General features: G+C 42.5%; 31 protein-coding genes. 5 read left to right on the forward strand and 26 right to left on the reverse strand.

From position 1 onward, the window contains the following. Nucleotides 1-170 precede the first annotated feature (170 nt). Complete coding sequence (locus CZ434_RS07855; RefSeq protein ID WP_077622621.1) at nt 171-1,439, forward strand: MFS transporter; 1,269 nt, start codon at nt 171-173, stop codon at nt 1,437-1,439. 41 nt (nt 1,440-1,480) lie between these two features. On the opposite strand, the gene CZ434_RS07860 is transcribed toward CZ434_RS07855, so the two are convergent. The 8 genes from CZ434_RS07860 to CZ434_RS07895 form a co-directional block, all read right to left on the reverse strand. Continuing rightward, nucleotides 1,481-1,654, reverse strand: a complete 174-nt coding sequence (locus CZ434_RS07860; RefSeq protein WP_077622622.1) for an asparagine synthase — start codon at nt 1,652-1,654, stop codon at nt 1,481-1,483. 88 nt (nt 1,655-1,742) lie between these two features. Further along, a complete protein-coding gene (locus tag CZ434_RS07865; RefSeq protein WP_077622623.1) occupies nt 1,743-3,308 on the reverse strand; it encodes a response regulator in 1,566 nt (521 codons plus the stop codon). Further along, nucleotides 3,309-4,748 carry a sensor histidine kinase gene (locus CZ434_RS07870; protein ID WP_245830941.1) on the reverse strand — a complete coding sequence of 480 codons (1,440 nt, stop codon included), beginning with the start codon at nt 4,746-4,748 and terminating at the stop codon, nt 3,309-3,311. Continuing rightward, entirely contained in the window at nt 4,745-5,743 is a 999-nt protein-coding gene (locus CZ434_RS07875; protein ID WP_077622624.1) for a sugar-binding protein, read from the reverse strand. The genes CZ434_RS07870 and CZ434_RS07875 overlap by 4 nt, the downstream gene beginning before the upstream one ends. Nucleotides 5,744-5,900: 157 nt before the next feature. Then, entirely contained in the window at nt 5,901-6,776 is an 876-nt protein-coding gene (locus CZ434_RS07880) for a YitT family protein (protein WP_077622625.1), read from the reverse strand. A gap of 196 nt (nt 6,777-6,972) precedes the next feature. Further along, nucleotides 6,973-7,341, reverse strand: coding sequence for an ArsR/SmtB family transcription factor (locus tag CZ434_RS07885; protein ID WP_077622626.1), 369 nt, complete (start codon nt 7,339-7,341; stop codon nt 6,973-6,975). Beyond that, nucleotides 7,342-7,758 carry an SRPBCC family protein gene (locus CZ434_RS07890; protein ID WP_077622627.1) on the reverse strand — a complete coding sequence of 139 codons (417 nt, stop codon included), beginning with the start codon at nt 7,756-7,758 and terminating at the stop codon, nt 7,342-7,344. A 72-nt stretch (nt 7,759-7,830) separates the two neighbouring features. Then, nucleotides 7,831-8,301, reverse strand: coding sequence for a hypothetical protein (locus CZ434_RS07895; RefSeq protein ID WP_077622628.1), 471 nt, complete (start codon nt 8,299-8,301; stop codon nt 7,831-7,833). A 174-nt stretch (nt 8,302-8,475) separates the two neighbouring features. Between CZ434_RS07895 and CZ434_RS07900 the strand changes: the two genes are divergently transcribed. After that, a complete protein-coding gene (locus tag CZ434_RS07900; protein WP_077622629.1) occupies nt 8,476-8,838 on the forward strand; it encodes a DUF2200 domain-containing protein in 363 nt (120 codons plus the stop codon). Between the two features lie 208 nt (nt 8,839-9,046). On the opposite strand, the gene CZ434_RS07905 is transcribed toward CZ434_RS07900, so the two are convergent. Then, the gene (locus CZ434_RS07905) at nt 9,047-9,271 is read right to left on the reverse strand and encodes a hypothetical protein (RefSeq protein ID WP_077622630.1); all 225 of its coding nucleotides are present in this window, start codon (nt 9,269-9,271) and stop codon (nt 9,047-9,049) included. A 212-nt stretch (nt 9,272-9,483) separates the two neighbouring features. On the opposite strand from CZ434_RS07905, the gene CZ434_RS07910 reads away from it, so the two are divergent. Both CZ434_RS07910 and CZ434_RS07915 read left to right on the forward strand, forming a co-directional pair. Beyond that, complete coding sequence (locus CZ434_RS07910) at nt 9,484-9,870, forward strand: YhjD family protein (RefSeq protein ID WP_077622631.1); 387 nt, start codon at nt 9,484-9,486, stop codon at nt 9,868-9,870. Nucleotides 9,871-10,010: 140 nt separating this feature from the next. Continuing rightward, nucleotides 10,011-11,546 carry a multicopper oxidase family protein gene (locus CZ434_RS07915; protein WP_077622632.1) on the forward strand — a complete coding sequence of 512 codons (1,536 nt, stop codon included), beginning with the start codon at nt 10,011-10,013 and terminating at the stop codon, nt 11,544-11,546. Nucleotides 11,547-11,767: 221 nt separating this feature from the next. Here the strand turns inward: CZ434_RS07915 and CZ434_RS07920 are convergent, their stop codons facing one another. Together CZ434_RS07920 and CZ434_RS07925 are read right to left on the reverse strand one after the other, a co-directional pair. Then, a complete protein-coding gene (locus tag CZ434_RS07920) occupies nt 11,768-12,634 on the reverse strand; it encodes a hypothetical protein (RefSeq protein WP_077622633.1) in 867 nt (288 codons plus the stop codon). Continuing rightward, the gene (locus CZ434_RS07925) at nt 12,612-13,568 is read right to left on the reverse strand and encodes a WD40/YVTN/BNR-like repeat-containing protein (RefSeq protein ID WP_077622634.1); all 957 of its coding nucleotides are present in this window, start codon (nt 13,566-13,568) and stop codon (nt 12,612-12,614) included. The genes CZ434_RS07920 and CZ434_RS07925 overlap by 23 nt, the downstream gene beginning before the upstream one ends. Before the next feature lie 264 nt (nt 13,569-13,832). On the opposite strand from CZ434_RS07925, the gene CZ434_RS07930 reads away from it, so the two are divergent. Next, nucleotides 13,833-14,513, forward strand: coding sequence for a DNA alkylation repair protein (locus CZ434_RS07930; RefSeq protein WP_077622635.1), 681 nt, complete (start codon nt 13,833-13,835; stop codon nt 14,511-14,513). Nucleotides 14,514-14,522: 9 nt separating this feature from the next. On the opposite strand, the gene CZ434_RS07935 is transcribed toward CZ434_RS07930, so the two are convergent. The 15 genes from CZ434_RS07935 to CZ434_RS08005 all read right to left on the reverse strand — a co-directional run bounded on the left by CZ434_RS07935 (nt 14,523) and on the right by CZ434_RS08005 (nt 26,959). Then, nucleotides 14,523-15,110 carry a YdeI/OmpD-associated family protein gene (locus CZ434_RS07935; protein ID WP_077622636.1) on the reverse strand — a complete coding sequence of 196 codons (588 nt, stop codon included), beginning with the start codon at nt 15,108-15,110 and terminating at the stop codon, nt 14,523-14,525. 221 nt (nt 15,111-15,331) lie between these two features. After that, nucleotides 15,332-15,538 carry a copper chaperone CopZ gene (copZ, locus tag CZ434_RS07940; protein WP_077622637.1) on the reverse strand — a complete coding sequence of 69 codons (207 nt, stop codon included), beginning with the start codon at nt 15,536-15,538 and terminating at the stop codon, nt 15,332-15,334. A 94-nt stretch (nt 15,539-15,632) separates the two neighbouring features. Continuing rightward, complete coding sequence (locus CZ434_RS07945) at nt 15,633-18,017, reverse strand: heavy metal translocating P-type ATPase (RefSeq protein WP_077622638.1); 2,385 nt, start codon at nt 18,015-18,017, stop codon at nt 15,633-15,635. Nucleotides 18,018-18,029: 12 nt separating this feature from the next. Beyond that, nucleotides 18,030-18,281, reverse strand: a complete 252-nt coding sequence (locus tag CZ434_RS07950; RefSeq protein WP_077625115.1) for a metal-sensing transcriptional repressor — start codon at nt 18,279-18,281, stop codon at nt 18,030-18,032. Nucleotides 18,282-18,607: 326 nt separating this feature from the next. Beyond that, nucleotides 18,608-19,297, reverse strand: coding sequence for a hypothetical protein (locus CZ434_RS07955; RefSeq protein WP_245830942.1), 690 nt, complete (start codon nt 19,295-19,297; stop codon nt 18,608-18,610). 1 nt (nt 19,298) lies between these two features. Next, nucleotides 19,299-19,496, reverse strand: coding sequence for a hypothetical protein (locus CZ434_RS07960; protein ID WP_077622639.1), 198 nt, complete (start codon nt 19,494-19,496; stop codon nt 19,299-19,301). Between the two features lie 47 nt (nt 19,497-19,543). Then, a complete protein-coding gene (locus CZ434_RS07965; RefSeq protein WP_077622640.1) occupies nt 19,544-19,954 on the reverse strand; it encodes a hypothetical protein in 411 nt (136 codons plus the stop codon). A 229-nt stretch (nt 19,955-20,183) separates the two neighbouring features. Continuing rightward, complete coding sequence (locus CZ434_RS07970) at nt 20,184-21,554, reverse strand: DUF4179 domain-containing protein (protein WP_077622641.1); 1,371 nt, start codon at nt 21,552-21,554, stop codon at nt 20,184-20,186. Continuing rightward, nucleotides 21,523-22,068 (reverse strand): sigma-70 family RNA polymerase sigma factor, encoded by a 546-nt coding sequence (locus CZ434_RS07975; RefSeq protein ID WP_077622642.1) that lies wholly within the window; start codon nt 22,066-22,068, stop codon nt 21,523-21,525. The genes CZ434_RS07970 and CZ434_RS07975 overlap by 32 nt, the downstream gene beginning before the upstream one ends. 193 nt (nt 22,069-22,261) lie before the next feature. Further along, nucleotides 22,262-23,305: a DUF4030 domain-containing protein gene (locus tag CZ434_RS07980; protein WP_077622643.1), complete on the reverse strand. Its 1,044-nt coding sequence runs from the start codon at nt 23,303-23,305 to the stop codon at nt 22,262-22,264. Beyond that, nucleotides 23,295-23,840 (reverse strand): sigma-70 family RNA polymerase sigma factor, encoded by a 546-nt coding sequence (locus CZ434_RS07985; protein WP_077622644.1) that lies wholly within the window; start codon nt 23,838-23,840, stop codon nt 23,295-23,297. Before CZ434_RS07985 ends, CZ434_RS07980 begins: the two co-directional genes overlap by 11 nt. Nucleotides 23,841-24,043: 203 nt before the next feature. Beyond that, nucleotides 24,044-24,529, reverse strand: a complete 486-nt coding sequence (locus tag CZ434_RS07990; protein WP_077622645.1) for a GyrI-like domain-containing protein — start codon at nt 24,527-24,529, stop codon at nt 24,044-24,046. A 77-nt stretch (nt 24,530-24,606) separates the two neighbouring features. Continuing rightward, entirely contained in the window at nt 24,607-25,614 is a 1,008-nt protein-coding gene (locus CZ434_RS07995; protein ID WP_077622646.1) for a TraB/GumN family protein, read from the reverse strand. Nucleotides 25,615-25,656: 42 nt separating this feature from the next. After that, nucleotides 25,657-26,109, reverse strand: coding sequence for an ASCH domain-containing protein (locus tag CZ434_RS08000; RefSeq protein WP_077622647.1), 453 nt, complete (start codon nt 26,107-26,109; stop codon nt 25,657-25,659). A 49-nt stretch (nt 26,110-26,158) separates the two neighbouring features. Further along, the gene (locus tag CZ434_RS08005; protein ID WP_077622648.1) at nt 26,159-26,959 is read right to left on the reverse strand and encodes a polysaccharide deacetylase family protein; all 801 of its coding nucleotides are present in this window, start codon (nt 26,957-26,959) and stop codon (nt 26,159-26,161) included. Nucleotides 26,960-26,984: the final 25 nt, after the last annotated feature.

Raw genomic sequence — 26,984 nt, forward strand, 5'->3', positions numbered from 1 at the left:
GGCAAAAGAGCAGAATTTTTCTGGAAACCGAAGGACTTAAGCCACATCCTGTCACTTCGACATAAATAAATGGCGATCTCTATGAAATGAGGGTTCCGTTTTGGCAGGTAACAGAGTAATATTAATTCAAAGAATTTGTACCTGAAAATGAGTTAAAGAGAGGACAAACGATGGAAGCTCAAAAAGATACCCAGAATATCCTGTTATCAAAAAAGAGTCCCAAAACGAACTACCTTATATTGATATCCATTGTATTTGGCGGTTTTCTGATTTTTGGTTTATCGGAAAATATAAAAGGCCCGGCGATTCCCATTATTCAAAGTGATTTCCATTTAAGACAGTCACAACTAGGATTCCTGTTAGCCCTGAATGCATTGGGCTATCTGCTTGCGTGCACCTTTACATCCGCACTTAGCAATAGAATAGGGATCAAATGGACCGGAATCGCAGCATTTTTAGCTATGGCTTTATCGGGCGCACTCATTTATTATTCCACAAGCTATTCTTTTCTGTCGGCATCCTTCTTTTTGTTGTATGTAGCCAACGGTATGCTTGAAATCGGGTTGGGAATAATGGCAGCCAGGATTTTCACGAAAAATACCGGGACCATGTTGAACCTTTCCCACTTTTTTTATGGGCTTAGTTCTACATTCGCTCCGACATTAGCGGCATCTATAATGGGCTGGAGCATGTTTGGCGGGGAGCTGGGCTGGAAAGGGATGTATCTTGTTGTATTACTGTTTTCCCTTTTACCGATCCTGCCTTCGTTTTACAGCAAGTTTCCGATGGATTCCAAATCGGAAGAAGGTACAGCCTCCTACAAATTGCTGGCGCGGGATCCGATTGCCTGGCTTATCGTTGCTGTTCTTTCATTCGGTGTGGTATCGGAAATATCGATTGGGAGCTGGCTTGTCCATTTTTTGGTACAAGCATATAACTGGGATTTAAGCGCTGCATCTAAAATGTTATCGATGTTTTTTCTGTTTTTCATGCTATCCAGACTCTTGTTGGGACCGCTGACAGATAAAATAGGTTTCACTCTATCGATTGCCATTTTTTCAGCTTTTTCCGGTTTGTGTAATTTGGCTGGAATATTTATCGGGGAAAAAGGAGCTGTTCTGTTTGCCTTATCCGGTATAGGAATTGCGTTAATCTACCCGACTGTCATGGCTCTTTTGGCTAAACGTTATCCTAAAGGGACAGGAACAGCAATCACTTTCACTGTTACACTGATGGGAATCGCCAGTGTCATCGGCAACTTGTTGATTGGCATCATCATTGATCTGGTCAGTGGAATCTTTCATAGAATGGATATTGCTGCTCACGAAATAGCGGGACTGCAGGCAGGATATGGCTTTATTGCTTCTCTCGCCCTTTTGTGTTCCGGCTGCAGTATTGTCCTGTATTTCTTATTAAAGAAGAGGAATCAACTAACTTGAGAATAAGAAAAAGGAGAGCTGCAATTAGCTCTCCTTTCCTACTAACGTCGATGCTCGACAAGGTCGATTGTGCCTAAGACAACATGTGCCAAACCGAATCCGAAAATGGTATTTGCAATCATTTTGTTTGAACCTTTACTTTGCTTCATAGCATATCCGGTTGCAGTGACTGCGGAGCCCAATACGGTTGGTATCAACCCTTCACGAATGTCCAAATTACCATCCCTCCACATCGATGTTAGTTGGTGGAATTCACCATGAATTAATATGACCATAATAATCATTTATATCCCTATCGGAAGGTTACTTCTGGTGTTTAGTTCGATAATCCCGCGGACTGATACCGATTTCTTTTTTAAAGACACGACTGAAATAATTGGGGTCTTTGTAACCGACGTTCAAGGCGATTTCCTTCAATGGCATCGAGGCATCGAGAAGGAGCTCTTTGGCTTGATCGAGCCGGATTTTGGTCAAATATTCGACAAAGGTCACCTGGAACCGGTCCTTAAACAGTTTGCTTAAATAGTAAGAACTGATTCCGATCTGGTCGGCCACTTCTTCAAGTGTGAGTGCTTTATGGTAATTGCTCTCCATATAGCTTTTTGCACGGATAAGCAATCCCTGAATCCCATTCGTCCGCCATTCCCCTATCCGCTCGATAATGAAGAGAAGGTGCGACTTGGCCGCTTCCTTGATTTGCATGGTCGTTTCAAATCTACCGAAACTCATCTGCACGTCGTCATCAAATCCAAGCTCCTTCGTCGTCCTAGTCAATACAATGAAAAAGTCCTCCATCGCTTTTTTGAATACTTCCGGCTGGTAATCGGCAGCTTGCTGGATCGACTGGCAATAGGTGTCGAAACGGTTGATTCCTGTTTGGATATCGCCTTTTTTTATGGCTTCGACCAGTTCTTTTTCGACGTCATAAGGAATCATATCCTGGTTTTTCTGCTTCAATTCTGTAGAATACGTCTCATAGGAGGAACCCGGATTGCGGTGGACGACCTCAAGCGCTTGTACAGCCTCTTCATATGATTCTGGAAATCCATTCACCCCTCTAAACAAGGTTCCTACTCCTGCAAGCAGCTGGCTGTCTTCCAACTGATTCTGGACACGGTGGATGACGGATCGGACAAACTCGCTGCGGCTGATGATACCAGCCTGTTCACGATCGTACAAGACAAAAACCGGAACTTCAAAAGCTGTCAACGGTCCTGCCAGACAATGAAGGACTTCCGCCTGCAAGCTTTCTTTCAGGATACGGTACCACTCGCTTTTTTCATCCCGGCTTGGCTGCAGGTGCTCAGACCAGAAAGAAAATACAGCGGCAAAACCCTCTTTATCATCCAAGTTGAATGACTGATTCCATTCTTCTAAGTTAAATTCATGGATATGATCCATCATCAAAGAAACGACCCATTCTGTTTCAATGAACGAACTGACCAGTTGGAGCCTGTTATTGATTTCATCTCTCTCTTCTTCCCGCTCTCTCTCCTTTTCCATCTCTTCGGTCATGCGGTCATATGCTTCCAATACTTCCGTTACTTTGCCCGGCTTCAACAAATACTCTTTAATACCGAATTTCATCGCTTTCCTTGCGTAATCAAAGGTATCGTAAGCAGACACCATGATACATTTCGCATCAGGTTGAAGAGGAAGGATTTTTTCGATAGCTTCCAATCCATCGTACTCGGGCATCTTGATGTCCATAAAAATCAAGTCAGGCTTAAATCGTCCCGCAAGCTCGACTGCCTGTTTTCCATTTTCTGCTTCTGCCACAATTTCAAAATTGGAGCGGTTCCTTTCCAGGATAAGCCGGAGCCCCTCCCTTTCAATCGGTTCATCGTCGACTAGCATTATTTTAACCATTTATACTCCCCCTTTCTCCCGTTCCTTAGGCATCCGGATTTTGACGATCGTACCTTTTCCCGGTGCTGATACGATGCTGACATCGCTTTCTTTATTGAATAGCTTGAGGCGTGCAATCACGTTTTGCACTCCGATTCCTGTCGAGTGACCAGATCCCTCGCCTGCTGCAGTGTCACCTTTATCTTCAGGTACCAACAACTTGTCTATGGTCTGTTGATCCATTCCCGTCCCATTATCTGTGACATCGATATTCACTTTTCCGTTCTTTTCGTAAACGTGCAATTCTATCCTCGCCCCTTCAGCCATTCCTTCTACTCCGTGGATGAATGCATTTTCGACGATCGGCTGAAGCGTCAGACACGGGATTTCAATCGACAAGCAGGCAGGATCGATGTTTTCGAAAAATGTCACCCTTCCGCCGAACCGGGTCTTCTGTATAAAAAAATACTCTTTGACAATATCGACTTCATTTTTCAGAGTAGTCCTCCGTTTTATATCGCCAATATTATAACGGAGTAATGCCGAGACAGATGCAATCAAGTCACTGGTCCGTTCTGCCCCTTCGATATAAGAAGTCTTTGAAATCGTATTCAATGTATTGAACAGGAAATGAGGGTTGATCTGATTTTGGAGGCTTTTCAACTCCATTTCTTTTAACAGTCTGGTAAGCCTGGCTTTTTCTTCCACCTCATTGAAAGATTCCAAGACATTCCGCTTCATTTGGTTGAACGTCTCTGACAGAAGCCAAAGTTCATCCTTTCTCGAAACGACGACATCGTCACCAGTATAATAGCCAGCAGATATTTCCTGTGCAGCCTCCGTCAAACGGGAAATCGTCCTGGTGATCCCATTGGAAAACCACAAGGCAAACAGAACGCTCAGCATAATGATGGAAAGAAGGATAGACGTCCCGAAATTTTTCGTATGCTGAATTTTTTCATTGGTGAGCATGAACAAATCCTGGTAGTCTGACAACTCGGTATTGATCAGGTTGAGGGTTTCTTCATGTATGTAATCTGATGTTTTCTCCGCTTCATTCAAGTAATTCGAATACTGCTGGACGTCTTCATCGCCTACCCCTTCGACCGTCTGATCTGCATGTTCGAGAAAACTTGTCAGCATGTTAAGGAAGTTTTCCCTCGGAATTGTCTCTGTTTCAATGACAGCAAACCGTTCTTGGAGATCAAGCAGTTCCTGTTTGTCCTCTTTGTAAAAACCCAAATTGTCCGGCAGCGGCTCCTGCACATAAATCTGCAGGGATTGGTACGTTTCATTAGTAGTCCGGGTGATTTCATTCAAAAGGAAGAAATGATTCATGCTTTCGTTGTGGAGTTCATTTATCCTTTGGTCGTTTTGACCTCGCACAAAAAACAAAATCACAATCAATAGCAGTACGACGGCAAAATAAATGAGCAGTTTTGTGCGGATTTTCATCATCATTCCTCCCCTCCCAAGTCATGCCGGTAAGGAAGATCCCGTTTACGGACGATGGAAGAATCGGTATGATGGATTTCCTCTATCTGTTTATCTTTCAGGATATCAAGCATGATTTCAATGCTACGGTGACCCATGATCCATGGCTGCTGCTCGACAAGCGCGTCAATCCTGCCCTGCCTCAACAATTCCAAGTTTTCTTCCAATGTATCAAAGGTGATCACATACAAATCATCCTGCCGGTTCAATGACTCGGCAGCTTCACTAATCCCGATGCCGTCCAGGGCGCTGGTTCCGTACAAAGCCGTTATTTCTTCATGTTCTGTCATCATGTTATAAGCTTTTTCTTCCGCCCCGATCCGGTCGATGCTGGATTCTTCGATGGCCACGATTTCAATCCCCTCTTCTTGTTCGATGACATCTCTGAAACCCTCCACCCTTAGCGCATGATGGGCATTGTTAAAACGTCCGGTGACGATGCCGACGACAGCTTTCCCATCTGTGTCCTCGATCAACGCTTCTCCAGCAAGTTGTCCTGCTGCATAATTATCTGTCCCGATATAAGCGGATCGCGAACTCTCCGGGGAATCTGTATCGATCGTCATCACTGGGATCCCCTGCCTGACAGCCTGGTCGATCAATGTTGTGAATTCGTCATTCAGTGCCTGGACGATTATGCCATCCACTTTTGATTTAATGGCCTTGTCGAGAATCTTCAACTGTTCTTCTGGATTGGAACGCTGCGGCCCTTCATATTCAACGAACACATCGAATTCTGCTTCTGCCTGCTTAGCCCCTTCTCCGACCAGGCGCCAGTAATCATGGTCCAGTTCTTCTCCAATTAAAGCGAAATGATAGGAAGGAGGAGCTGAACCGGGATCGGCGGCTTCGGTTATTCGCCTGTCATCCTGCTTCAATTGGTAATAATAGTAGAAAGAAAACGTTATCATGGAAAGGAAAGCTATAAATAAGACTGTATAGATAAGAGCGTTCCGGGTCATATTAAGCCTCCTGGTAATCTAGTCTTTTTTCATAAGAAACATGATAGCATAACAATCTAGTTGATTTACAGTATCATATATCAGGAGAATATTGCTTTAAATCAAAAAGGCCTTCCCCAAAGGGAAGACGATTTTAAAGGATATAATGCAACACTATTTAATGAATATCAAACTTCTGGAAATTGCCGCCTTTCACTTCCGCCACATCATAGACGGTGATAAAGGCATTTCCGTCAATCTCAAAAATGATTTCTTTCATTTTGCTTTCTTCCAACCGGTTGATCACACAAGTAATTTGTTTAAACTGCTCATTGGAATACCCGCCTTCTACATAATGAAAAGTCGTACTGCGGCCTAGCCTGTCGCGAATCGTTTCTGCCATCAACTCTGGCTGGCTTGTGATGATTTTGAATGTTTTGGATCCACTCAGCCCTTCCTCGACGATATGTATGACTTTTGAGGCGATAAAATAGGCAATCCCTGACAGAATCGCCCCTTGCAGTCCGAAGACAGTGGAAACGATGATAAACACAAACAAGTTCAAGAACAAGATAAGGTCGCTTGTTCCAAACGGCAGCTTACGTGAAAGCAAGACAGCCAGCATATCGATGCCATCAAGCGCTCCGCCATTACGGAGGGCAATCCCCATCCCAGTTCCGATGATAATTCCTCCGACAACGGTGACCAGCAATGTGTCCCCTTCCACAATCGGGGGAATATGGTGCATGATGCTTGTCCCTACTGCAAGAGAAGCAATTCCTACGACAGAAAAAACAGCAAAGCTTTTCCCGATTTGTTTATATCCTAAAAACACGAACGGAATATTCAGCAATGCAATCAGTATTCCCAAGTGGATACCGGACAACTGTGAACCGACAATACTGAGTCCTGTCACCCCGCCATCGGATACATTGTTCGGAATCAAGACAGCTTCCAGCCCGTAAGCGGTAATGAATGCACCGATGATAATCGGGAGTATTCTGGCTATTTTCTTCAACGTGGATGGCTTTTTACTTTTATTGACAGCTTTCATTCTGATTCTCCCTCCAGGTTGTAACAGTATGAACCCGTACTCTTCTATCTTACCTAACTAGCAAAGGAGAGTACGAGTTCATACTCTCCTTCCCGTTAACTGTTGATTTTCCCAATACTACCATAACCCGCCGAATAATTGTCGCAAAATGATTGCAAATTTCCCATGCGGCTACCTCACTCCCAGACTTACTTCCTCAAATCTCCTTACCTTTACTACCTGTCCCTTCCTGATCCTCATCCCGCTTTATCCCTTTTGTGCCATCGTTCTCGACAACATGCTTCAGCATCGACAGTTTATTTTCCCAGAACAGTTCGTAAAACTCCCTCACTTCTGTTAGAGGTTCCGGGTGAAGGCGGTAAATTTTTTCTCTGCCGGCCTTATGTCCGCTCACAAGTTCCGCGTCGGATAAAATGTTCAGGTGTTTGACGATCGCTGTCCGGCTGACCGGAAAATGGGATGATATTTCCGAAATGGGCAGTTCTCCCTTCGCCAGAAGCCGGAGTACTTTCCTGCGGGTCGGGTCCGCGATAGCCTGAAAGACATCATGTTTGGCCGCAGTCATTTAAGCTTCCACAACCACTTTCAGTTTCTGGACAATGCCGGCCCAGCCGCCGTTCATCCGGTCACGGATTACAGAGCTCTTGTCATTTGCTTTCGGCAGCACGGTATCGGGTTCCTGCCAACCTCCATGAATGAGGGTAAATTCTGTTTTACCGTCCAAGTCTTTGAGAAGAAACGTGACAATCCAGCCTTCTGTGTCCCACGAAAAGGCCAGATGGTTCGGTTCTTCTATTTTCAGCACTTTACAAGGGGAAGGACCAAACGGTGATTGGACATGAAAGTCGTGTCCTTCCACTGGTTCGAAATCGTTCGGCATAAACCAGGCCTCTATTCCCTCTGCGGTTGACACGGCCTCCCATACCTTCTGAATCGGTGCATCAATAACAATTGTCTGTTTGATATCATCCAATTTTTCCATCTTCCCTCTCCTTTATCATTTTGATTTAACACCTTTTGGTTATATGTCAACAAGACCAAGCCGGACTTCTATTCACCTTTTTATCCATGAAAAACCATGGACCAAAGCTTTTTTCAGCAGCCGGAAGTAAATATACACGACAGTAAACGGAACCAAGTAAGAGATGAATGTCCAAAATAAATTCCAACCATTCCCATATTCGGCCATGCCCGTCCAAACATAAATGGTTTCCAGTATGGTGGTGAAAACGGTCATAAGCAGCGTATGGGATAGCGGATTCCCATACTTTTTGATCAAATAGACCATATAGCTGGCAAGTGACGGGTAAAGTCCCAAAATAAACGGCAGGACGGCGAAAGATCCCAACTCATAGGGAAGGACCTTCCAAAATGAAAAGTAATAGCCAAATTCATTGATAAGAAACGCCAGTACTGCGGTGAAACTTCCAACAAGAATGACAATTCCTGGTTCTCTTTTGTATAGATGGAAGGCTACTACAAGTACAGGAACAAGAAAACCCATGATAAAATTTATGATCATCAATTCACATAACCTCCTCTGCCATATCCTTGCCTGTTTCTAAATTATTTAGACTTTTACAATTAAAAGATTCCATTTATATAGACCAGATAAAATGGCAAAGGAAAGGCTTGTATTCCCTCGGACATTTTCATGATATGATTAAATATAGAAAATCATTTAACGAAGAGGTGTACCATGACTAAACACAAAATTTTTACGATGAGTTTTTCAAGTGTCTATCCACATTATGTGAAGAAGGCAGAGAGAAAAGGACGTACGAAAACAGAAGTTGATGAAATCATCCGTTGGCTGACAGGGTATACGCAGGAAGAGTTAGAATTGCAATTGGAGAAACAGACAAATTTTGAAGTGTTCTTTGCGGAAGCTCCTCAACTTAACCCTTCTCGTGCTCTGATCAAAGGGGTGATTTGCGGTGTCAGGGTGGAAAACATCGAAGAACCAACGATGAGGGAAATCCGATATCTGGATAAACTGATCGATGAATTGGCAAAAGGAAAAGCGATGGAGAAAATCCTGCGTGAACAACCTGCCCGGTAACCCGGAGAGCCTTGCCGGCTGCACACACTGCACGATCTGAAAGAATAGAATAATTTGCATGACAAAGAAGAGCGCACCACCGGTTCGATACGCTCCCTGCAGACTGTCCTTGTGTAATTTACCAAGCCCCCGTCAATGCATAAACAGGATTAAGATGAAGGCACAATATCACGAAGGCTTCCAGTCTATTAACTAATCAATCGAAGTGCTAAGGCATCAATCTTTTTTTGCTTGGATCGACCCTTGTAGCATTCTTTTCACTCGTTTCAATGGATACTACATTTTCTTTCAAAAAATAAATGCCTTCGCCTTTGTAAATACCAGTGCCTTCCAACAGCTCATCGACAAGAGCATCCACCTGGTCCTTTTCCACGGTTATTTGAATTACGTGCCCATTAGTTAGAGACACATGTACACTGAATTCCGCTAACACTAAAACACCCCCTCCAACGATAGACTGTTTTTCCAACTGACCGAAATTATCGAAAAAATGAAAACCCTTTTCCGCTTCCCTTAAAAGGATACCAATTGAGCAGTTGTCTATGCAACTTACATCTTTTCACCCCTTGATTCTGCTTTGACATAAATTACCGTTTATAAGAACGTATGTTCGTGGTAAACTGGAATAAAAAGGCGGTGTTTATGATGGATCCAGAAATGGAGAAAACAATTTACAGCTATATCATTCTTCCCTATGCGCTCACCATCTTCAAACGTGACAGGAAGCAGTTCGAGAACTTTTCTTCTGCAGCGTTTCCTGTCTACATGGATAAACTAGATACAGTGATCGATACTGTTCAAAAAGACCTGAATGCCGTAAAAATGCAAATCATCCGTACATACCATTTGCACGTTAAATACATCGGCAAGGAACATGGAATGGTTCAGTATAAGTGGTATTTAAAAAACGACTCAGGCGATATCTGGATCGCTGCAAACGACTTGCGGAATTTAACCAAAGATATGATGGCTGATTATCTGTACGGTCCATTGGCTGTAGAAATGGTACACACCCGCGGTCCTCGTAAGTAAAAAACATCCAAAGGTGCCGGCCGGGGACCTCACTTCCCTTTTACTGCTTATGGAATTTGTCAGAAACCATTACACCAGCCTTCCCATTGTTTGGACGTTTATCATCTACTATAGTAAATGCTTTTATTGGAGATGAGAACATGAGTCCAAAACTCGAGAAATTCGTGGACCGGCTGCCTATCATGAACACCTTGCGGCCAAGGAGGAAAACGAAATCGGGGAATTATTACGAGGTACGGATGGAAGAATTCCGGCAAAAGCTGCACAGGGACTTAAGGCCGACGCTGTTATGGGGATACAACCGTCAGTTTCCCGGCCCGACCATTGATGTAAAACAAGGAGAGCCCATCCAAGTAAACTGGATGAACAATCTCCCGTCCCGGCATATCCTGCCAATCGACGGAACCGTGCACAATGTCGATGAACTACCGGAAGTGCGGACAGTCACCCACTTGCATGGAAGTGAAACGAAACCTGATAGTGATGGTTATCCGGAAGCCTGGTACACGAACGGTTATAGGGAAGTGGGTCCGACATTCACAAGGAAGGTCTATGAATATCCGAACCATCAACGCGGTTGTACGTTGTGGTATCATGACCACGCTATGGGAATCACCAGGCTCAACGTCTATGCGGGCCTTGCCGGTATGTATATTATCCGCGATAAACAGGAAAAGGCGCTGAACCTTCCAAACGGCCAGTATGAAGTGCCACTGATGATCGTCGACCGATCGTTTAACGACGATGGATCGTTGGCTTATCCGGACCAGCCGGACGATGCAGCCGACAATCTGCCCGACCCATCGATAGTTCCCGCTTTTCTAGGCGATACCATCCTGGTCAATGGCAAGGTTTGGCCATTTTTCGAAGTGGAACCGCGAAAATATCGTTTCCGGATTTTGAATGGATCTAATACGAGGGATTATCAGTTATTCCTGGATTCCGGGCAGCCATTTTATCAAATCGGCTCCGATGGCGGTCTGCTGAGAAAAACAGTAAAGATGGAGCGGATCGGAGTGGAACCCGCCGAGCGTGTAGATGTCATTATCGATTTCTCGCAATTCGAAGGAAAAGAAGTAATTTTGAAAAATGATCTGGGACCTGACGCTGATCCAGAAGACAGAACAGGCGATGTCCTGCAATTTCGTGTCAGTAAACCTTTGACAAAAAAGGATACAAGTGTTGTTCCGCGTTATCTGTCTGAGATTCCTTCTCTCAACCAAAACAACGTCAAGACAATCCGGAATCTGAAACTTGTCGGCTCCACAGATGAATATGGGCGGCCGCTTCTCTTATTGGATAATAAAAAATGGCATGATCCTGTAACAGAGAAACCACGACTCGGAACAACCGAAATTTGGTCGTTGATGAATGTAACAGGGTTCACCCATCCTATCCACATCCACTTAATCCAGTTCCAGGTGCTCGACCGCAGGCCGTTCGATCTGGATCGTTATAATGAGGACGGACAAATCATTTATACAGGATCGGTTCAAGCCCCGGCCCTGAACGAACGTGGATGGAAAGATACCATCGCAGCCCCTTCCGCCCAAGTCACCCGTGTGATTGCCCGGTTTGCCCCCTATACAGGGGACTATGTTTGGCACTGTCATATTCTGGAACACGAAGATTATGACATGATGCGGCCGTTTACAGTCATTGATAAAGATGAGTAGTGTGGGTAGGTAACGCGCTTGATGATAGAATCAAGCGTGTTACTTTTCTTTTGCTGAACAGGTCCAGTCGTTTACGTGATCAGCAACTAGAAAGAATCCAACTGGAAAAAACTGCAGGATAATGGAGTTTACGGCCCTATGATCAATGTAGATGGTCTATGGAGCATTCCAATAGAGCAATGATAAAAACGCCCACTGATCAAATGCAGTGGACGTTTTATTTAATTCTCTCCCACATATTCCAATGTAATCGGCTGATTATCTTCCATTGTTGCTTTATACAAAGTGATCGTTCCTTCCATCGGTTCCGAGGCATCTGAATGAACTTCAAAGTTTTCATCGAGGGAAATTGTCCATACGGCATGATTATCTCTTTTCAATACAATCGCAAGGGTACCGAATTGTTCGATATGGTCCCAATCAAACGTTTCCGCTTCTCCATTTTCGCTCACCGTAATTCCTTCTGCATCATTGATAACCTCTACATTCTCACCCTGCCATCTGCCATGCGTTTCTGCTCCGACATAATAATAGCTTCTACCTGTCCCGCGATCACCGTAAGTACCGATATATTGCTGAATCGTTTCATTCTCCGCCTTGTAAGTGACAACAGCTACATCATCGGCCAGCCAGTCAACTTTCACTTCTCCATCGATTTCAAAAGGAAGCGGTTCCTTTGGACGCGCAAGATTTTTATAATAGGATCTGTAATATACAGACTCGCCTGTCTCCATATTTTCCTTAATGGACAATACATGTTTCCAGTCAGGGGAAATGCTTGTGATATTGTCGGTTTCCTGATTATTGTGAACGAGCAATACAACCTGCGCAAAAAGATACGCAGCTGCTGCCCCAACTCCGATGAACGCCCACAATTTACGAGGCCTGAGCAGTAACAGAATTCCCATTGCCAGACAGATTACGCAAATCATATTGATGATGTAAAACAAACGATCATCTACATATTCTGCTTGAAATCTTGCTTGTACAAAAAAGCTGCCCAACTGCAGACAGAAAAAACCAACCGCCAGCAGCAATAATATCCATCCAACTATAAGTCTGAGTTTAGCCTTGTTGTTCAGGTTCATCTGGTTGGACCTCCGTTAAAAATTCCCATGTCATCCCATTGTCATTAGAAATAAATTTGCCTTTTACTCTACCACCGAGATAATCGCCATTCGGCCCTTGGTTAACTAAAACAGCCAAGTGCTCTTCTTCTTTCACCGGAACTTCTGCTGACACAAAAATCCTGTCATACTTCCCGGGCATCTTGAAACTTGCTTTCTCCCAGGCACCCCCTCCATCCTGGGTCACATAAACATCCGGTTCTTCGGGGTTGATAGTACCGAACGACAAGAACCCTGTCGATTCATCCACGAATCCTCCATCATATATCAGCCTCGTCACATCCGAGTTGTTGGTTTCCTCCCAAGTTCTGCCTCCATCATGTGTTAAATGGACCGCAGAATATTCCTGTGACATGGTACGCCCGCCAGATATGATTACATATCCGAAGGTGTTATTAAGGAATTCTACTTTCCGGAAGCGCATCGCTGGAAAAGGTTCGGTCACCACCGTATTTTCCCAGGTTTGACCCTGATCTAGTGAATAGGTTAACAGTATGCTCTTATCTTCCCATGAGGGGCCTTCTGAATATAAAAATGCCACGCGTTCCTCCGTGAGGACAAAACTGTCATCGATTAATTGCTGTTTGTTTCCGTTATACTCCCCTTCGAACAGCTGATCCTTATCGACGGGCACCTTTACCCAGTCGATTCCATGGTTAAAAGTGAGGTTAAGCTCGTCATTCTGCAAGCTGTAACCTATTTCATCGTCTGGATTCACTGGCTGTAATTCTTCTGCTGGGGGTGGTTCTCGATCGCTTTGTTCTTGAAGATTTACTTCATTCGATCTTTCCCATTGTCGGGATGTTGAATCTTGAGAAGTTTCTTCGTGTAAGAATCCCATAATAATCAAGCCAAGCAGCATTAAACCCGATATGCCGAGAATAAAAAATTTCACATAAAAGACTCCTTAAAATTGCTATTATTACCTATTAAACTAGTCCTGACAGTCAGTTTCAGGCCTGTTAAACTAACACTAACATATTATTCCAACTTATTTCCGTAAAGAGAAGACAATCTTGTTAAACTTTTTAAAAAGAGATTATTATGAATGTCTGGTTGAAACAGCAACATGCCATTTTACCCAGCCAGCGTTTACACAGGCAGTAACTCTAAGGTAGTATATGGAGAAAAGTGTAAAAGACGATGAGGAGTAGTATAAATGAAAAACCAACATAATCAGCAGTATGTAGATAATTTGGTACAACTATATTCACAGCATATCGATGTGGATTTTGCCGAGTGGTCCAAAAATTACATGAGGAACCAGTTTCCCTTCTTAGGAATAAGAACCCCTGAACGCAGGAGACTGACAAAACAGTTCCTAAGAGAATTTGGTGTGCCGGAAAAAGAAAACTTGAAAGATGTTATCCTTATCTTGTGGGAACGTTCAGAAAGAGAGTATCAAAAAGCTGCACTGGATATTCTGAATAAAGTAAAAACGTCACTCACTCCGGAAGATATGCCATGGCTAAGCTCTTTGTTGGTTACAAAGTCATGGTGGGATACAGTGGATGTGCTTTCCCCGCACATAATGGGTTATCTGTTTAGAACTTACCCAGAGCTGATTCCTCTATATGCAGACAAGTGGATTATGGATGCGAACTTTTGGCTGCAAAGATCTGCGATACTATTTCAACTTTATTATAAGGATAAAACCGACGAAGAACGCTTGCTTCACTACATCCGGCTTAGAGCGGACAGTGAAGAGTTTTTTGTTCAAAAAGCAATCGGCTGGGTGTTACGGGAATATGCAAAAACCAACCCGTCCAATGTAAAAGAATTTGTTTCTTCAACGTCTTTAAAGCCACTCAGCAAGCGCGAAGCTCTAAAACATCTATAAAACGCAAAATCAATCATTCAGTCCCTTGCCGGCGAGAATTGGCTTCATACATTTTTCAACCCTTGCCTCTCTGGTTTCGGATTTCTTGGCTTTAGATATATAAAGAATGTATGCTCTTTGTCGTCCCGGGGTCAATCCTTCAAAAGCAGTTTTCAAAGCAGGGATTTCATCGAATTTTTTTTGAAGTTCTTCCGGTATGGTGAATTGTGTCTTCTTTTCTACGGTCAAACCAGCTTTCTCCACTTCGATGGCTTGATTAATATAAGTTTTCAAAATGTCTTCCAATTCAACAATTTCCTTTACATCGGTGAAACGAATCTGGCGGGCCGACTGAACATTCTCCGTTTGTTGAATCAAAATTCCGTGCGGATCCTTCAACAAGGCACCTTTATGAAACAGAAGCGCACAGTATTCTTTAAATCCGTGTATTAAGACGATATTTTTGTTGTCAAACGTGTAACAAGGGTGGTTCCACTTAAATTCTTCGTTCAGTTCATCACAGGCAAGGGCGATCTTTCTCAACGCCATAAATTCTTCCTTCCACGTTTCGGCTTTTTTTAAATACTCATCAACCTTAGGATTCAAATCAGTTGTCATTGAACATTCCTCCAATATGTAGTGGGAGCTTGCTTGATTAAGTAACATAAAACTGAATATTTCATGGTCAGCCCCCATGGTCTGAAAGGGGTGAGCATTTCCCTCCCCCGGCACCATTTTAACATGGAATCTCTGTAATCTGGATTTATTTTAACCCATGGGAATGACCTGGCACCGGCACACTCCCATGGGTTAAATTTTTCCAACGAAAAACAGATTTATTAAGCCTCGACATCATAGCCTTGTTCTTCAATAGCTTCTTTCATATTGTCAAAAGAAACTTTTGAATCATCATAAGTAACATTTACATTGCCTGCTTCTAAATTTACTTCAGCTGCTGTGACACCGTCTAAATCATTCAATGCATTTTCCACTGACATTTTGCAGTGCCCGCAAGACATGCCTTGGACGCTTATCGTTTGTTCCATGCTCTTTCACCTCCTTTAAATGTTGATTTTTCTCGGGGTATCAACGGATGCTGATACCCCGATTCTTTCCACAAACCTTGATGGAAGTTTCCCATTATAACTTCGCCCGTTTTAAGCGGAGTGAATTAGAAACAACGCTAACTGAACTTAATGCCATTGCTGCGCCGGCGATCCATGGTGCCAGTAATCCGGCTGCTGCAATTGGTATTCCCGCCGTATTGTATCCAAAAGCCCAGAATAGATTTTGGCGGATGTTTCGTATGGTTTCATGGCTGATTTTGATCGCTTTCGGGATGAGCAGCAGCTCGCCGCCAAGAATCGTAACGTCAGCAGCTTCAATTGCCACTTCCGTCCCTGTCCCAATCGCAATTCCGATATCTGCAGTGACTAGTGCAGGTGCGTCATTCACACCATCGCCTACCATCGCTACCTTTTTACCTTGCAGTTGAATCTCTTTCACTTTATCTGATTTCTCTTCAGGCAGCACTTGTGCAATAACTTGATCGATTCCTGCTTGTTCAGCGATAGCTTTTGCTGTTCTTTCATTATCCCCTGTCAACATAATTACTTCGATTCCCATTGCTTTTAATTGCTTGATGGCTTCAGGTGCTGTTTCTTTAATGGTATCCGCAACCGCCACAATTCCACGATGCATACCGTCGATCGCTATCAACATGGCAGTTTTGCCATCCGTTTCAAAGTCCGTCAGTTTCTCTTCTGTATCTTTCAATTCAATTTGGTTATTCCGCATTAACGTGCGATTTCCGACAAGGATTCGTTTTCCGGAAATAACCGCCTCGATACCATGCCCGGGTATGGCAGTAAATTCATCCACATCGATAAAGTCGATTCCATATTCTGTCGCATGGGAAACAATCGCTTCCGCAAGCGGATGTTCCGAGCCTTTTTCTGCACTGGCCAGCAGTTGCAATGCTTCCTCATCGCCAGTAAAGTCGGTTACCTCTGGTTTACCTTTGGTGATCGTTCCAGTCTTATCAAGAACGATGGCATCTAATTGATGTGTTCCTTCCAGATGTTCTCCACCCTTGAACAATATTCCGCTTTCTGCCGCTTTTCCTGTCCCGACCATTATGGAAGTCGGCGTGGCCAGCCCCAATGCACAAGGACAAGCAATGACAAGTACAGCTATGGCCGCGACCAATGCTGGTTCAAATTGGCCAGGCTGTACAAAAGCTATCCAGACAACGAAGGTTACCATGGCAATACCGACTACAATTGGAACGAAGTAACCGGAAATAACATCCGCCAAGCGTTGAATCGGCGCTTTCGATCCTTGCGCTTCTTCCACTACTTTGATGATGGACGCTAGTGCCGTGTCTTTCCCGACCTTTGTCGCTTCCATTACGATCGAACCATTTTTATTGATGGTTGATCCAATCACTTTCGCCCCTGAATCTTTTTCGATCGGAATGGATTCACCAGTAAGCATCGACTCATCGACAGAAGTTCTTCCCTTTAAAACAATACCGTCGACAGGTATTTTTTCGCCTGGTTTTACAACTAAATGATCTCCCTCGACCACACTTTCGACAGGAACCATTTCTTCTTTGCCGTTCCGGATAACCCGGGCTTCTTTTGCCTGCAGATTGAGCAATTCTGAGATAGCATTCGTCGTTTGACTTTTGGCTCTAGTTTCTAAATATTTGCCGAATAAAATTAGCGTGATCAAAATGGCACTCGTTTCAAAGTATAGATGCGGCATATACCCAGGATTGCCAATCGTCCTTAAAGCTTCATACAAGCTGTAAAAATAAGCAGCACTCGTTCCCAAAGCGACCAGCACATCCATGTTTGCTCCACCGTTTTTCAGGTTTTTGTAGGCTCCGACATAGAATTGCCATCCAATGATAAATTGAACAGGGGTTGCCAGAGTGAATTGGAACCATGGATTCATAAATAAGGCCGGCAGACTCATGTTAAATAAATGAACGAGCATCGTTAACAATAAAGGAGCCGATAATACTGCTGAAATGATCAGCTTTGTTTTCTTATGTTGAAGTTCCTTTTCTTTATAAGTCTGTTTTTCTTCGGATTCGGCTTTCGGTTTGGCGTCATACCCGAGTTTTCGAACTTTCTCGATTAAAGCATGCTGATCGACTAATACGGGGTTATATTCAATAGAAGCACTTTCCGTGGTCAAGTTAACGGAAGCCTTGGACACCCCTTCTTGTTTATTCAACACTTTTTCGATGCGAGTGGAACAAGCGGCACAGGTCATCCCAAACACATCGAAGTCAGCTTTTTCCGATCTGACCCCATACCCGATTTTTTCTATTTTGCTTGTAATATCTTCTATCGACGCTCTCTCCGGATTATAAGCAACGGTCGCCTTTTCCGTTGTTAAATTGACTTGCGCCTCTACTCCATCCATCTTATTCAACACTTTCTCGATCCGGTTAGAGCAAGCGGCACAAGTCATTCCTGTAACACCAAGTGATACCTGTTTGTTTTCGCTCATCATCAACCCTCCCTACTTAGAAAACTGCTTCATGACATTCATTAATTCTTCAATAGACTCTTTGCCTTCCCCTTTCAAAATGGCATCGCTGACACAATGATTAATGTGCCGCTCAGTAATGGAGAACCCTACATTTTTCAAGGCGGATTGAATGGCGGTAATCTGGACCAAAATATCTATACAATACCGGTCGTCTTCCACCATTTTCTGAACTCCCCGCACTTGACCTTCTATTCGTTTTAAACGGTTGATTATTTTATCCATTTCTTCTTTTGTTCTCGGTGTACTTGGATGATCATGCGAGCATTTTTCCTCCAAAGGATCACTTCCTTTTCTTTTATACTTATACTATACCCCCCTATAGTATATAAGTCAACTGAAGAAGTTCCAGTATTTCTTGGCCTTTACGTACTACCCCTGTAGTGTATGTAAATGGTTTATCACTATCAAAGATAGGCTGACTGTTTTAGTCCCTTCGTTAAGACAGGATGGCAAAAACATAAACAAAATATAAAAAGCGCAACCATGTCCCCTGATTGCGCCCAATTGGATATTTATATTGCCTAACGAGAAAACTCATCAGAGAAACGCTACATCTTTCGCGTTTTCCCCCCATGGCTTATTTTTATATGAACATCAGACGACGTTCCGCCTTCAATATGATTTGGAACCTCTGCTACATCAAGTGATTTCTCCAAATGGATAGACTTTTTACTATTACCTTCCATGGTAATAATGTACGGTCCGGCTACATTCATAAGTGACTCCATCCGTACCCCCTCTCCCATATAGGAATCGAGAAATTCCAGTTCAAATGTGACTTCTTGATTGCTTCGGTTATGTAAAACAAGGCTGCATTCCCCATTCAACAAGTCCTCCCGGACATACTCAAAGTTGCAATCACCATTGTTGTAGTAAGAGATGGAGTCAATCCCGCCCGCTAACGTTTCCTGGTACATCAGAGTCAGCATACCCGGCAAACCAGCATACCCGATGGCAACAAGTATGATGGAGCGGACATGGTATTTTTTCAACCCAACGACAAGCAGAATCATGGCGATCAGGAACAACACGGAACCGACTATACCAAGAAGGATATAACCATCCTGGTTCTGGATCGGAAACGACATGAATGTCGTAGTCGACTCCAGGGTAGGATTATTTGGAAATGGAAAATATAAAGCCATGCAAATACCGAAAATAATTACGGAAATAAGGAGTGCCCATTTACTTCTTACCAAACTATCCCGTCGTTTCTCATCCTGTTGCTCCACCGGCACCCTAATGTTCCTCCTTTTTGAATCCATTGGAAATCAATAGCAGAAGAACACCTACAATGAGAGCAGGCAGAGAATAATAGGAGACAATATCGGGAGCATCTTTCACTATGCCGACTGTCCCATTTACACTTACCCCAAGTATAAAAAGAAAAAAACCCAACCAAAAAATAATTTTGCCAAATACATTATGTTTCTTCATTTTTCCCTCCATAAATACAATAAGACTTTAATAATAACACTACTAAATCAAGGAGCAAAACCATAAAAAACCAGGGTGAAAATAAAGAAGGAGACATAACCGACCAACCATAGGACGGCAACGAAAACAAGGTACATGATTACTCTTATTCTTTTCTCCTCAAAAAGGTTTCCGGCTAATCCGAGCAGCCTGTATGCCATGACCAGAAAGGCAGGTAGTATATACAAATAGGAAAATGCACTTACCCAGTTAAAAAGACTGACGAAACCGCCATCTAAGACAGGTCCATCGTTTAACTGATACTTTTCTGATATGTAAAAAATCCCTGATATAAACATGACGGATAATACGGAAAAATAGCTGAGAACTATCAATCTTAAGCTTCTTTTTTCCCCTTTCAAGAGTGCATACATAAGCAATACAAAAATTATCAAAACAATTATTTTAAATGTATTCACGGTTCCCCCCTGGTTCTCTCCTTTCATTACATTAGCATGATATTCCAGATTTTATAAAAAAGAAATCCATTTATCTTGTACGTATTGAAAAAATTATCGTTTCAACTAACTACTATTTACCCGGAGAGGAATTAAAAGAGCCAAAGGAATAGCGGAGCTATCCTTTGGCTTATCAAATAGACACTGTTTATTTTAATAGAAAATTATCAGCTTCATTTATCTCCTTAATTCAATCCATCTTAATTCTTACTTTCTCCAATTCAAGCGGAATATTACTGCTCATTCCACCCAGACTTACTCTTAGTACGTAATCCTCCTGCTTAAAGCCACTCACTTCACTTGTTTGGAATGTGCTTCTAAATCGCAAATCCTCTTTGTCCAATACCTTAATGGAGTGCTCCATCGGTTCTTGATAGATATCTTTTTCAGATTTTTCAACCAACGTTACATCGGTACGGGCAATATCTTGGAAGAATCCGAACCGCCTCCCTTTATTGTCCCCTTCGTTAATCTGGAAATCAAATACTGCCTGGCCTTTCTTTATAGCTATTCTTTCCACAGTTATTGATAAGTCCTGTTTATCGGAAGCTATTTTGGCAGGAGTGGGTTCATCCAATTCAACGAATTGATCTGGTTCGGCAAGCGCCACCTTTGGTTGGATTTCAATAAATTCCGTCTCTTCCTCCAATGGCTGCAAAATGATGGTTCTTTCCTCTGCAAGTCCTTTGCCATTTTCTGTTTTTAATCCTAAATCGATTCCGCCTATAACTTGATGGATTTCTTCTCCTTTGCTGGTAGCCATATCCAACCTTACTTGATTGTGCTTCCCTGTCTCAGGAAAAATTGCCGTATAATTGATCGTAGTGGAAGCTTGGCCTTTGACAATGGAATCAAACCTTACTTTAACATCCGTATTTTCACCGGTACTCTCTTTTTCAACCTCCACAGTCTCATATGGTAATTGCTCGATCGGCACATCGAACTTCCAGTCCCCTTCTTTGCCGCCAATTGTCAAAAATTCAAGCGGGAAAGTAGTATCGGCAGGTAAATCAGACTTTGGATAGTGTAACTGAACATGTCCTGTAAAACCATTTTCCACAGGCTTCATATGGACGATTTCTTTCGTCTCGCCAAGACTCTCATCCCCTTCGAATATCTGGTAAAAACCTTGAAGCTCGCCATTCTGTTCAGGTTTCACATTTCCTTCGACATCAAAGGTAACACCAATAACTGCTCCATCATAGTAAGCACTTTTGACTGTTACATCAATGCCTCTGCTGCTGGCCGTTTTGTCTAATGCTGTTATCAGCTGTTCCGATTCTAAGTCTCTTCCTACTAAGTCGTTGAAACTATCATATATACTTCCTATAACAGGGAGGTCCGTCATCGCCTTTGAAAATGTCGGAGCCGCAAAGCTTGAAGTGATCAGGATACCTGCTGCAGCCGTGACAGCAAGATAAGAACTCTTGAAGCTTTTTCTCCTCTTTCCTTCTATTCCTGCCTTGTTAGCACGCTGTCTTCCTTTCCTGATAGCATGGATTACATCTTCTTTTGGGACATCCACTTTTTCATACTCTTCTTGAAAATAATCTTTCGTCATTATATTCGCAGCCTCCTAACTGTTTTTTCAACTGTGCCTTCGCCCTTCGCATGTATGTTTTCACTGTATTCTCCGGAATTTCCATCATGCGCGCAATATCATTAATCCGCAGATCTCGAAAATAAAATAGAATAATAACATCGCGGTACTTATCTTCCAAACGGCCAACAGCTTCTACTAAATCCAAATGTTCTTCTCTCTTGTCCTTTTTAATTCTTGCCAGCTCAATCAACTTGTCATTTGGTATTTCTTTGTTCTTTCTTTCTAACAAATCATAAGCACAATGGATAAGAATCTTAGTCAACCAAGTCAGGAAAAACTCTTCGTTTTTCAAATTTCCTATGTAGCGAAATGCCCGGTAGGATGCTTCTTGCACAACATCGAGAGCATCTTCCCTGTTTCTCGTATAAATGAATGCCGTTCGGTACAGCTGGTCGCCATGGGCAACCAACAACTCTTCTAACGCTTTTTGATTTCCTTTGACTGCTTTTCTTGCTAGTTTTGTTTCGTTCATTTTCGTCCCTCCTTCTGCCTATTAGATATGTGTTAGCAAAAAAAAGTTTCAACTTTTTTCAAGACCCTGGAAATATGTATGTACACATAACAAAAACCTTAGATATACCGGCATATCAATCATAATAGGTATATCTAAGGTTAAAACAACCAAAGGGATAGGTTAAAATATATCCTGTGCTTCTATGAGAATATCAGTCTATTTCTTTTTTATCTTTCCCCAGAACGTGAACTTCAAATTCATCTCCCCTGATCGGTTCCGTACCTTCTCCGCTTTCTATATACAGGTTTATTTCATCTTTGATCTCTTCTGCGACTTTTTCGGCATCATTGTCAGAGGATTCCAATGAGGTTTTAATCTTTATTTGTAACGGATACGGATGGAACGAATAAGAGAAACCAGTGACAGGAAATTCTTCCGACTCCATCATTGCCTGGGCAATATGATGAACGGCACCTGTCTCCTCCCAGCGAATTTCTTGTTCACGGGCCTTTTTCTGGACTTGTCGTATATCCAGTTTGGGTTTATCGATATATTTTTCTCCTTCTTCCTTCATGATTTTTTCTACCAAGTCTAAACGGTCTTCCGTCTCAGGCAGAATGACATTTATATATACCCCTTGGGTAGGATTCATCTGTACTTGGACCGGAAACATCAACTCAAAGTTTTCCTCTTCCAGACGGTTTGTCAGTGTTTCTGTTAACTCTTGACTATCCTTCTGATATTGCTCCATTTCTTCTTCCGTGACATCTGTTTTTATCTCTTTCTCTTCATAAGGGATGACCTTCACATCGTAACCGTCAAAGCCGGATTCAGTTAAAATTTCAATAATGGAGTTTTTCATTTCATCATTTTTTTCTGACCAATTATTCAGCGCTACGATCATTTCTTTGTCATCATGATTCATATGAAAGTTCTCTAATTGGTAGCCTTCTTTTTGTGTAAGGAGATTTACTTCTTTCAAAAGCGTATCCATCTGTTCCATCCGCTCTTCCTCTTGTTCGAGAAACTGGCTGATATAAGGGATTTTCGCAAGGACGTGCTGCATTTCAGGTGTGAATGCCAGGCAGGCAACCAGTAAAATGCCGACTACTGCTGTCATCAAGCGAAGTTTAAAATTTCTTTTCCTCTTGTTTTTCACAGAAGTCTTGTTCAATTGGTCCAGCACCCTTCTCTGATGGTCTTTACCAAACTTCATATTATCCATTTCCTCGGGATATTTCCATTTAGAACTCAATGGTCGTTCCTCCTTCCATCGTTTGCTTTAAATTTTTTCTAGCCCGATGCAGTCTCGTTTTGACTGTGTTGACCTTAATCCCTAGTAAAACCGCGATTTCTTCTACAGATAATTCTTCATAATAATAGAAAATAATCACTTCTCGAAGTTTTACCGGTAAATCCAGCACATTCCTGAAAAGAATGCTATCTTCTTCCTGTCTTAAAACATGGGCGCTAACTGTATCGGATTCATGAGAACTTTCTAATTTCAAAGTGTCTGAAGGGATAAAGTTCCGGAAAGTCCAGCTCTTCACATAATCCTTACATTGATTGACAGCAATCCTATATAACCATGTCCGGTAACTTGATCTTTTCTCGAATGTATGTAGCGATTGATAACATCGTATAAATACTTCTTGCGCTAAATCCTCTGCCAGTTGTTTTTCTTTTACATAAGTATAGGCAATACGCAGAACCATATCTCCATACATCTCCATCAATTCCACCAGGATTTCTTTATCTGACTTATGATGAAATTGTTGTTCCTGATTCATTAGTTCCCCCCCTTTTTGTTCGACTGTTTGACGAATCAAAGGCAGACAAGGTTCCGTAATTAGAGGCAAATTTTTAGCAAATAAAAATGCGCCACTCATTTTTGGAATGACGCATTAGGATCGAGATCGATAACTATTTCATTAAAAACTGACTTCATATACTGTTGCTGACTGGTTAAGGCAGCCTCTCTCTTAATAGAAATTCACTTTTTAATAACCGGGATATAAATATCGAAATGAGGATCATTCGGGTCTTGATCGATTGGATAATATTCATGTTTGATTGGCATATAGTCATCAAAGTAATCCACACCAGGTTCCCAGAGGACAGCATAATCACTGTCTGAAAACCAACGATGTAAATCCGTATAGGTCTTTGTTACGTCTTCGCCTTTGTTATGTGTCGTCTTCACATACGTCCATTCTGGAACTCTGATTTCCACCATCCCGTCCGGAATTTCCTGCTCTTCCTTGACTTCAAAGACCGAATAATGCACAAAACCATTTTCAATAACATGGTAAGACAGACCCAAATGAATATCGGGCGTTACCTTACCGACTAACTCGCCGGCCCGGTTTTTCATTTCACCGATAACATTTTTTAAATGGGGTACAATTTCAGAAAATGTCCCCTCCCATTTCAAACCCACTGCACGATATGCCGGTAATCTCACTATTTGGTATTTCATACTCCATCTCCCTTTGTTATATTCATTTAGGCATGGTTCTCCTGCTTCGTGGCTCCTCGGTCCGAAAATTTCACCGATTAGTTCATTTCTGAATAAGACTCTACAGTAAAATCGTTGTCCAATAGATTATCCAGCCCGAAATCGGCTAAATAATGGGCTGCTCCCACTACAACAAAGTACGTTTCCCCTGAGCCTTCCCTTAGGTAGTTTTCGATTTTCTCTGCCATTTTGGTGTTCCGCTTTTCCATTAGCTCTGTCTCGTAAGCTACCAAATCAGTTAAGGAGGCGTCGGTATCACCGGAAACAATAGATGCCAATTTCTCTTCAGACCCAGATTGCCATGCTTCGATCAAGGTTTGAATGGCATTACCGCCCGTTTCTTCTTTCATAATCTCTAAGGAATTTTCTAATGATTTGATTTGGAGATCTTCCGGCATTTCTGAAATGAACTTGAATTGTTCGTTGACGCCCTCTAACTCCAAGATTTGTTTGTTATCCTCTTCGGCCCTCTGTAAAAAGTGATAATCGATGCCATATTGAGAGGTCAATGACTCTTCTTCCGACATCAAAAAGTCTGATAAAAGGATTTCGATGAACCATGGCTTAAAATGATTCAGCTCCGACATCGTCAGACCTTCTAACGAATAGTCATTAACATGCACACTCAGTTGATCATATGCTTCTTCACTAATACGATCTGACAATAGGGAGCCGTCTGCATAAACTGCCTTCGCCATGAAGTCATCACCGAACATTTCTTCCGGAGCTTGTAAAATATCGGCTTCGACTACTACAGAGTCAGATGATTCATATGCATCTTCCACCACTTGGTCCATCGGATACATTTCTTTGTTCCCCACATGGATGGAACCGAGCAGGTAAACAGTTGTGTCCCCGTCATTCACCCTCCAAAAGAAGGGTGCTTCAGCATTCTCACTTGCCTTTTTGTGATCGGCCTCTTTCTGATCCTTTACATTTTTTTCTTGTTGAGTTTCTTCCTGGGTTACTGCATTGGAATTTTCTTCACATCCAAGTAAAAAAGATAAAGCTAAGATGGCAAGAATTCCGATTATGTATTTGTGCACTTTACCAAATCCTTTTCTTTCTGTCTTTACATTTGCACCAAATCATCTTTTCACGTCAACTAACTGGAAACGTTCACATACCAAGGGCATATCTTCTGAAAATTCAAGACCTAATTGACCCAACTCGTCCATAAAAAATTTTTCATGAACGGTCTTCCAATAAAGATAAGTCCTATCCCCTTCTCCTTCGGCAACTGCAAAATCCTCTGGCACCTCATTCATTGGCATGATTTTGACACTCACTGTTTTAATGATCGCTAGAGGCTCGTCACGACTGCTTAAAATAACACTGTAATCTTCTGCTGAAGGAAGCGGCTCGTTTTCCAATTCGTAAAAAATCAATCCAGAACATGTTGCCGTTTTTGTACCCTCCATTACTAATTGAGCCAGATAGTCCGGGTCAGCTCCGAATTGCCATGCACTGACTGAAATTGGCTTTTCCAGCTGATGTTTTTCCAGGAACTGTTCCCAGTATATTTTTGATGCATGATTCATTATTTCTCCTCCCTGTTTCCTATTTTCCTATTAAAATCCCTACGAAGAATCAAACAAGCCAAGTCTGACTGCCGCCTTCCACTTCCATGATTTGGTCCCCAACACTCAGCCAAACCGATAAAGAGGAAGGATTGTAAACAAACTGACTGTCTGCGGAGAATCTGAGGTTCCTGAAAGCATTCATATAGTCGACAATTTCCATATTGGTTGCGTACCAGATATCGTTTCGGTTTCCAACGAACTGACAAAAGGTTTCGATGAGGCCCCAGTTTTGATCGTTGTCAAATTCATAACTGTGTCCCCATACATACATCATATTTAAATATTGTTTCTTTTGGAGCTGCACAAAGTAATCAGCCAGCTCCATTAACCGATGATTATGATGACAGGTCGGGTTCCACTCTAAAAAATCGTCGGGAATAGAAAAATCTCCCGTACTAGTTACCGTTCTTGCATATTCAATCCCCAAATGAGGTAGTAATTCTTTGATTAGTGAGTTGAATGAACCATTAGGATAAGACATCCCCCTGACCGTATATCCAGCTACCTTTTCCAAGTTTTTGCGGTCTTCGATAATTTCGTGTACAAGTTGTTCTTTCGGGGATCTGGCAATCGTCGGGTGTGTCAAGGTATGGGCTGAGATTTCATGCCCTTTGTATAACGCAGCCACTTCTTCACTGGGAATTCTGTCTCCGAATTCGAACAATCCAGAGTTCAAATGAAAAGTACCCTTGATTCCGTGACTATTAAAAATGTCTACAAGCCGTCTATCGGCCGTTCTGCCATCGTCATAACTGAGCGTAAGGACTTTGTGTCTTCCTTCAGGAAAAGTCAGGAACACTTTCGGCAATGAACCCACCTCCGTTTAATCGTTA

It is taken from the genome of Sediminibacillus massiliensis, from assembly GCF_900156915.1.
Lineage (GTDB): Bacteria > Bacillota > Bacilli > Bacillales > Amphibacillaceae > Sediminibacillus_A > Sediminibacillus_A massiliensis.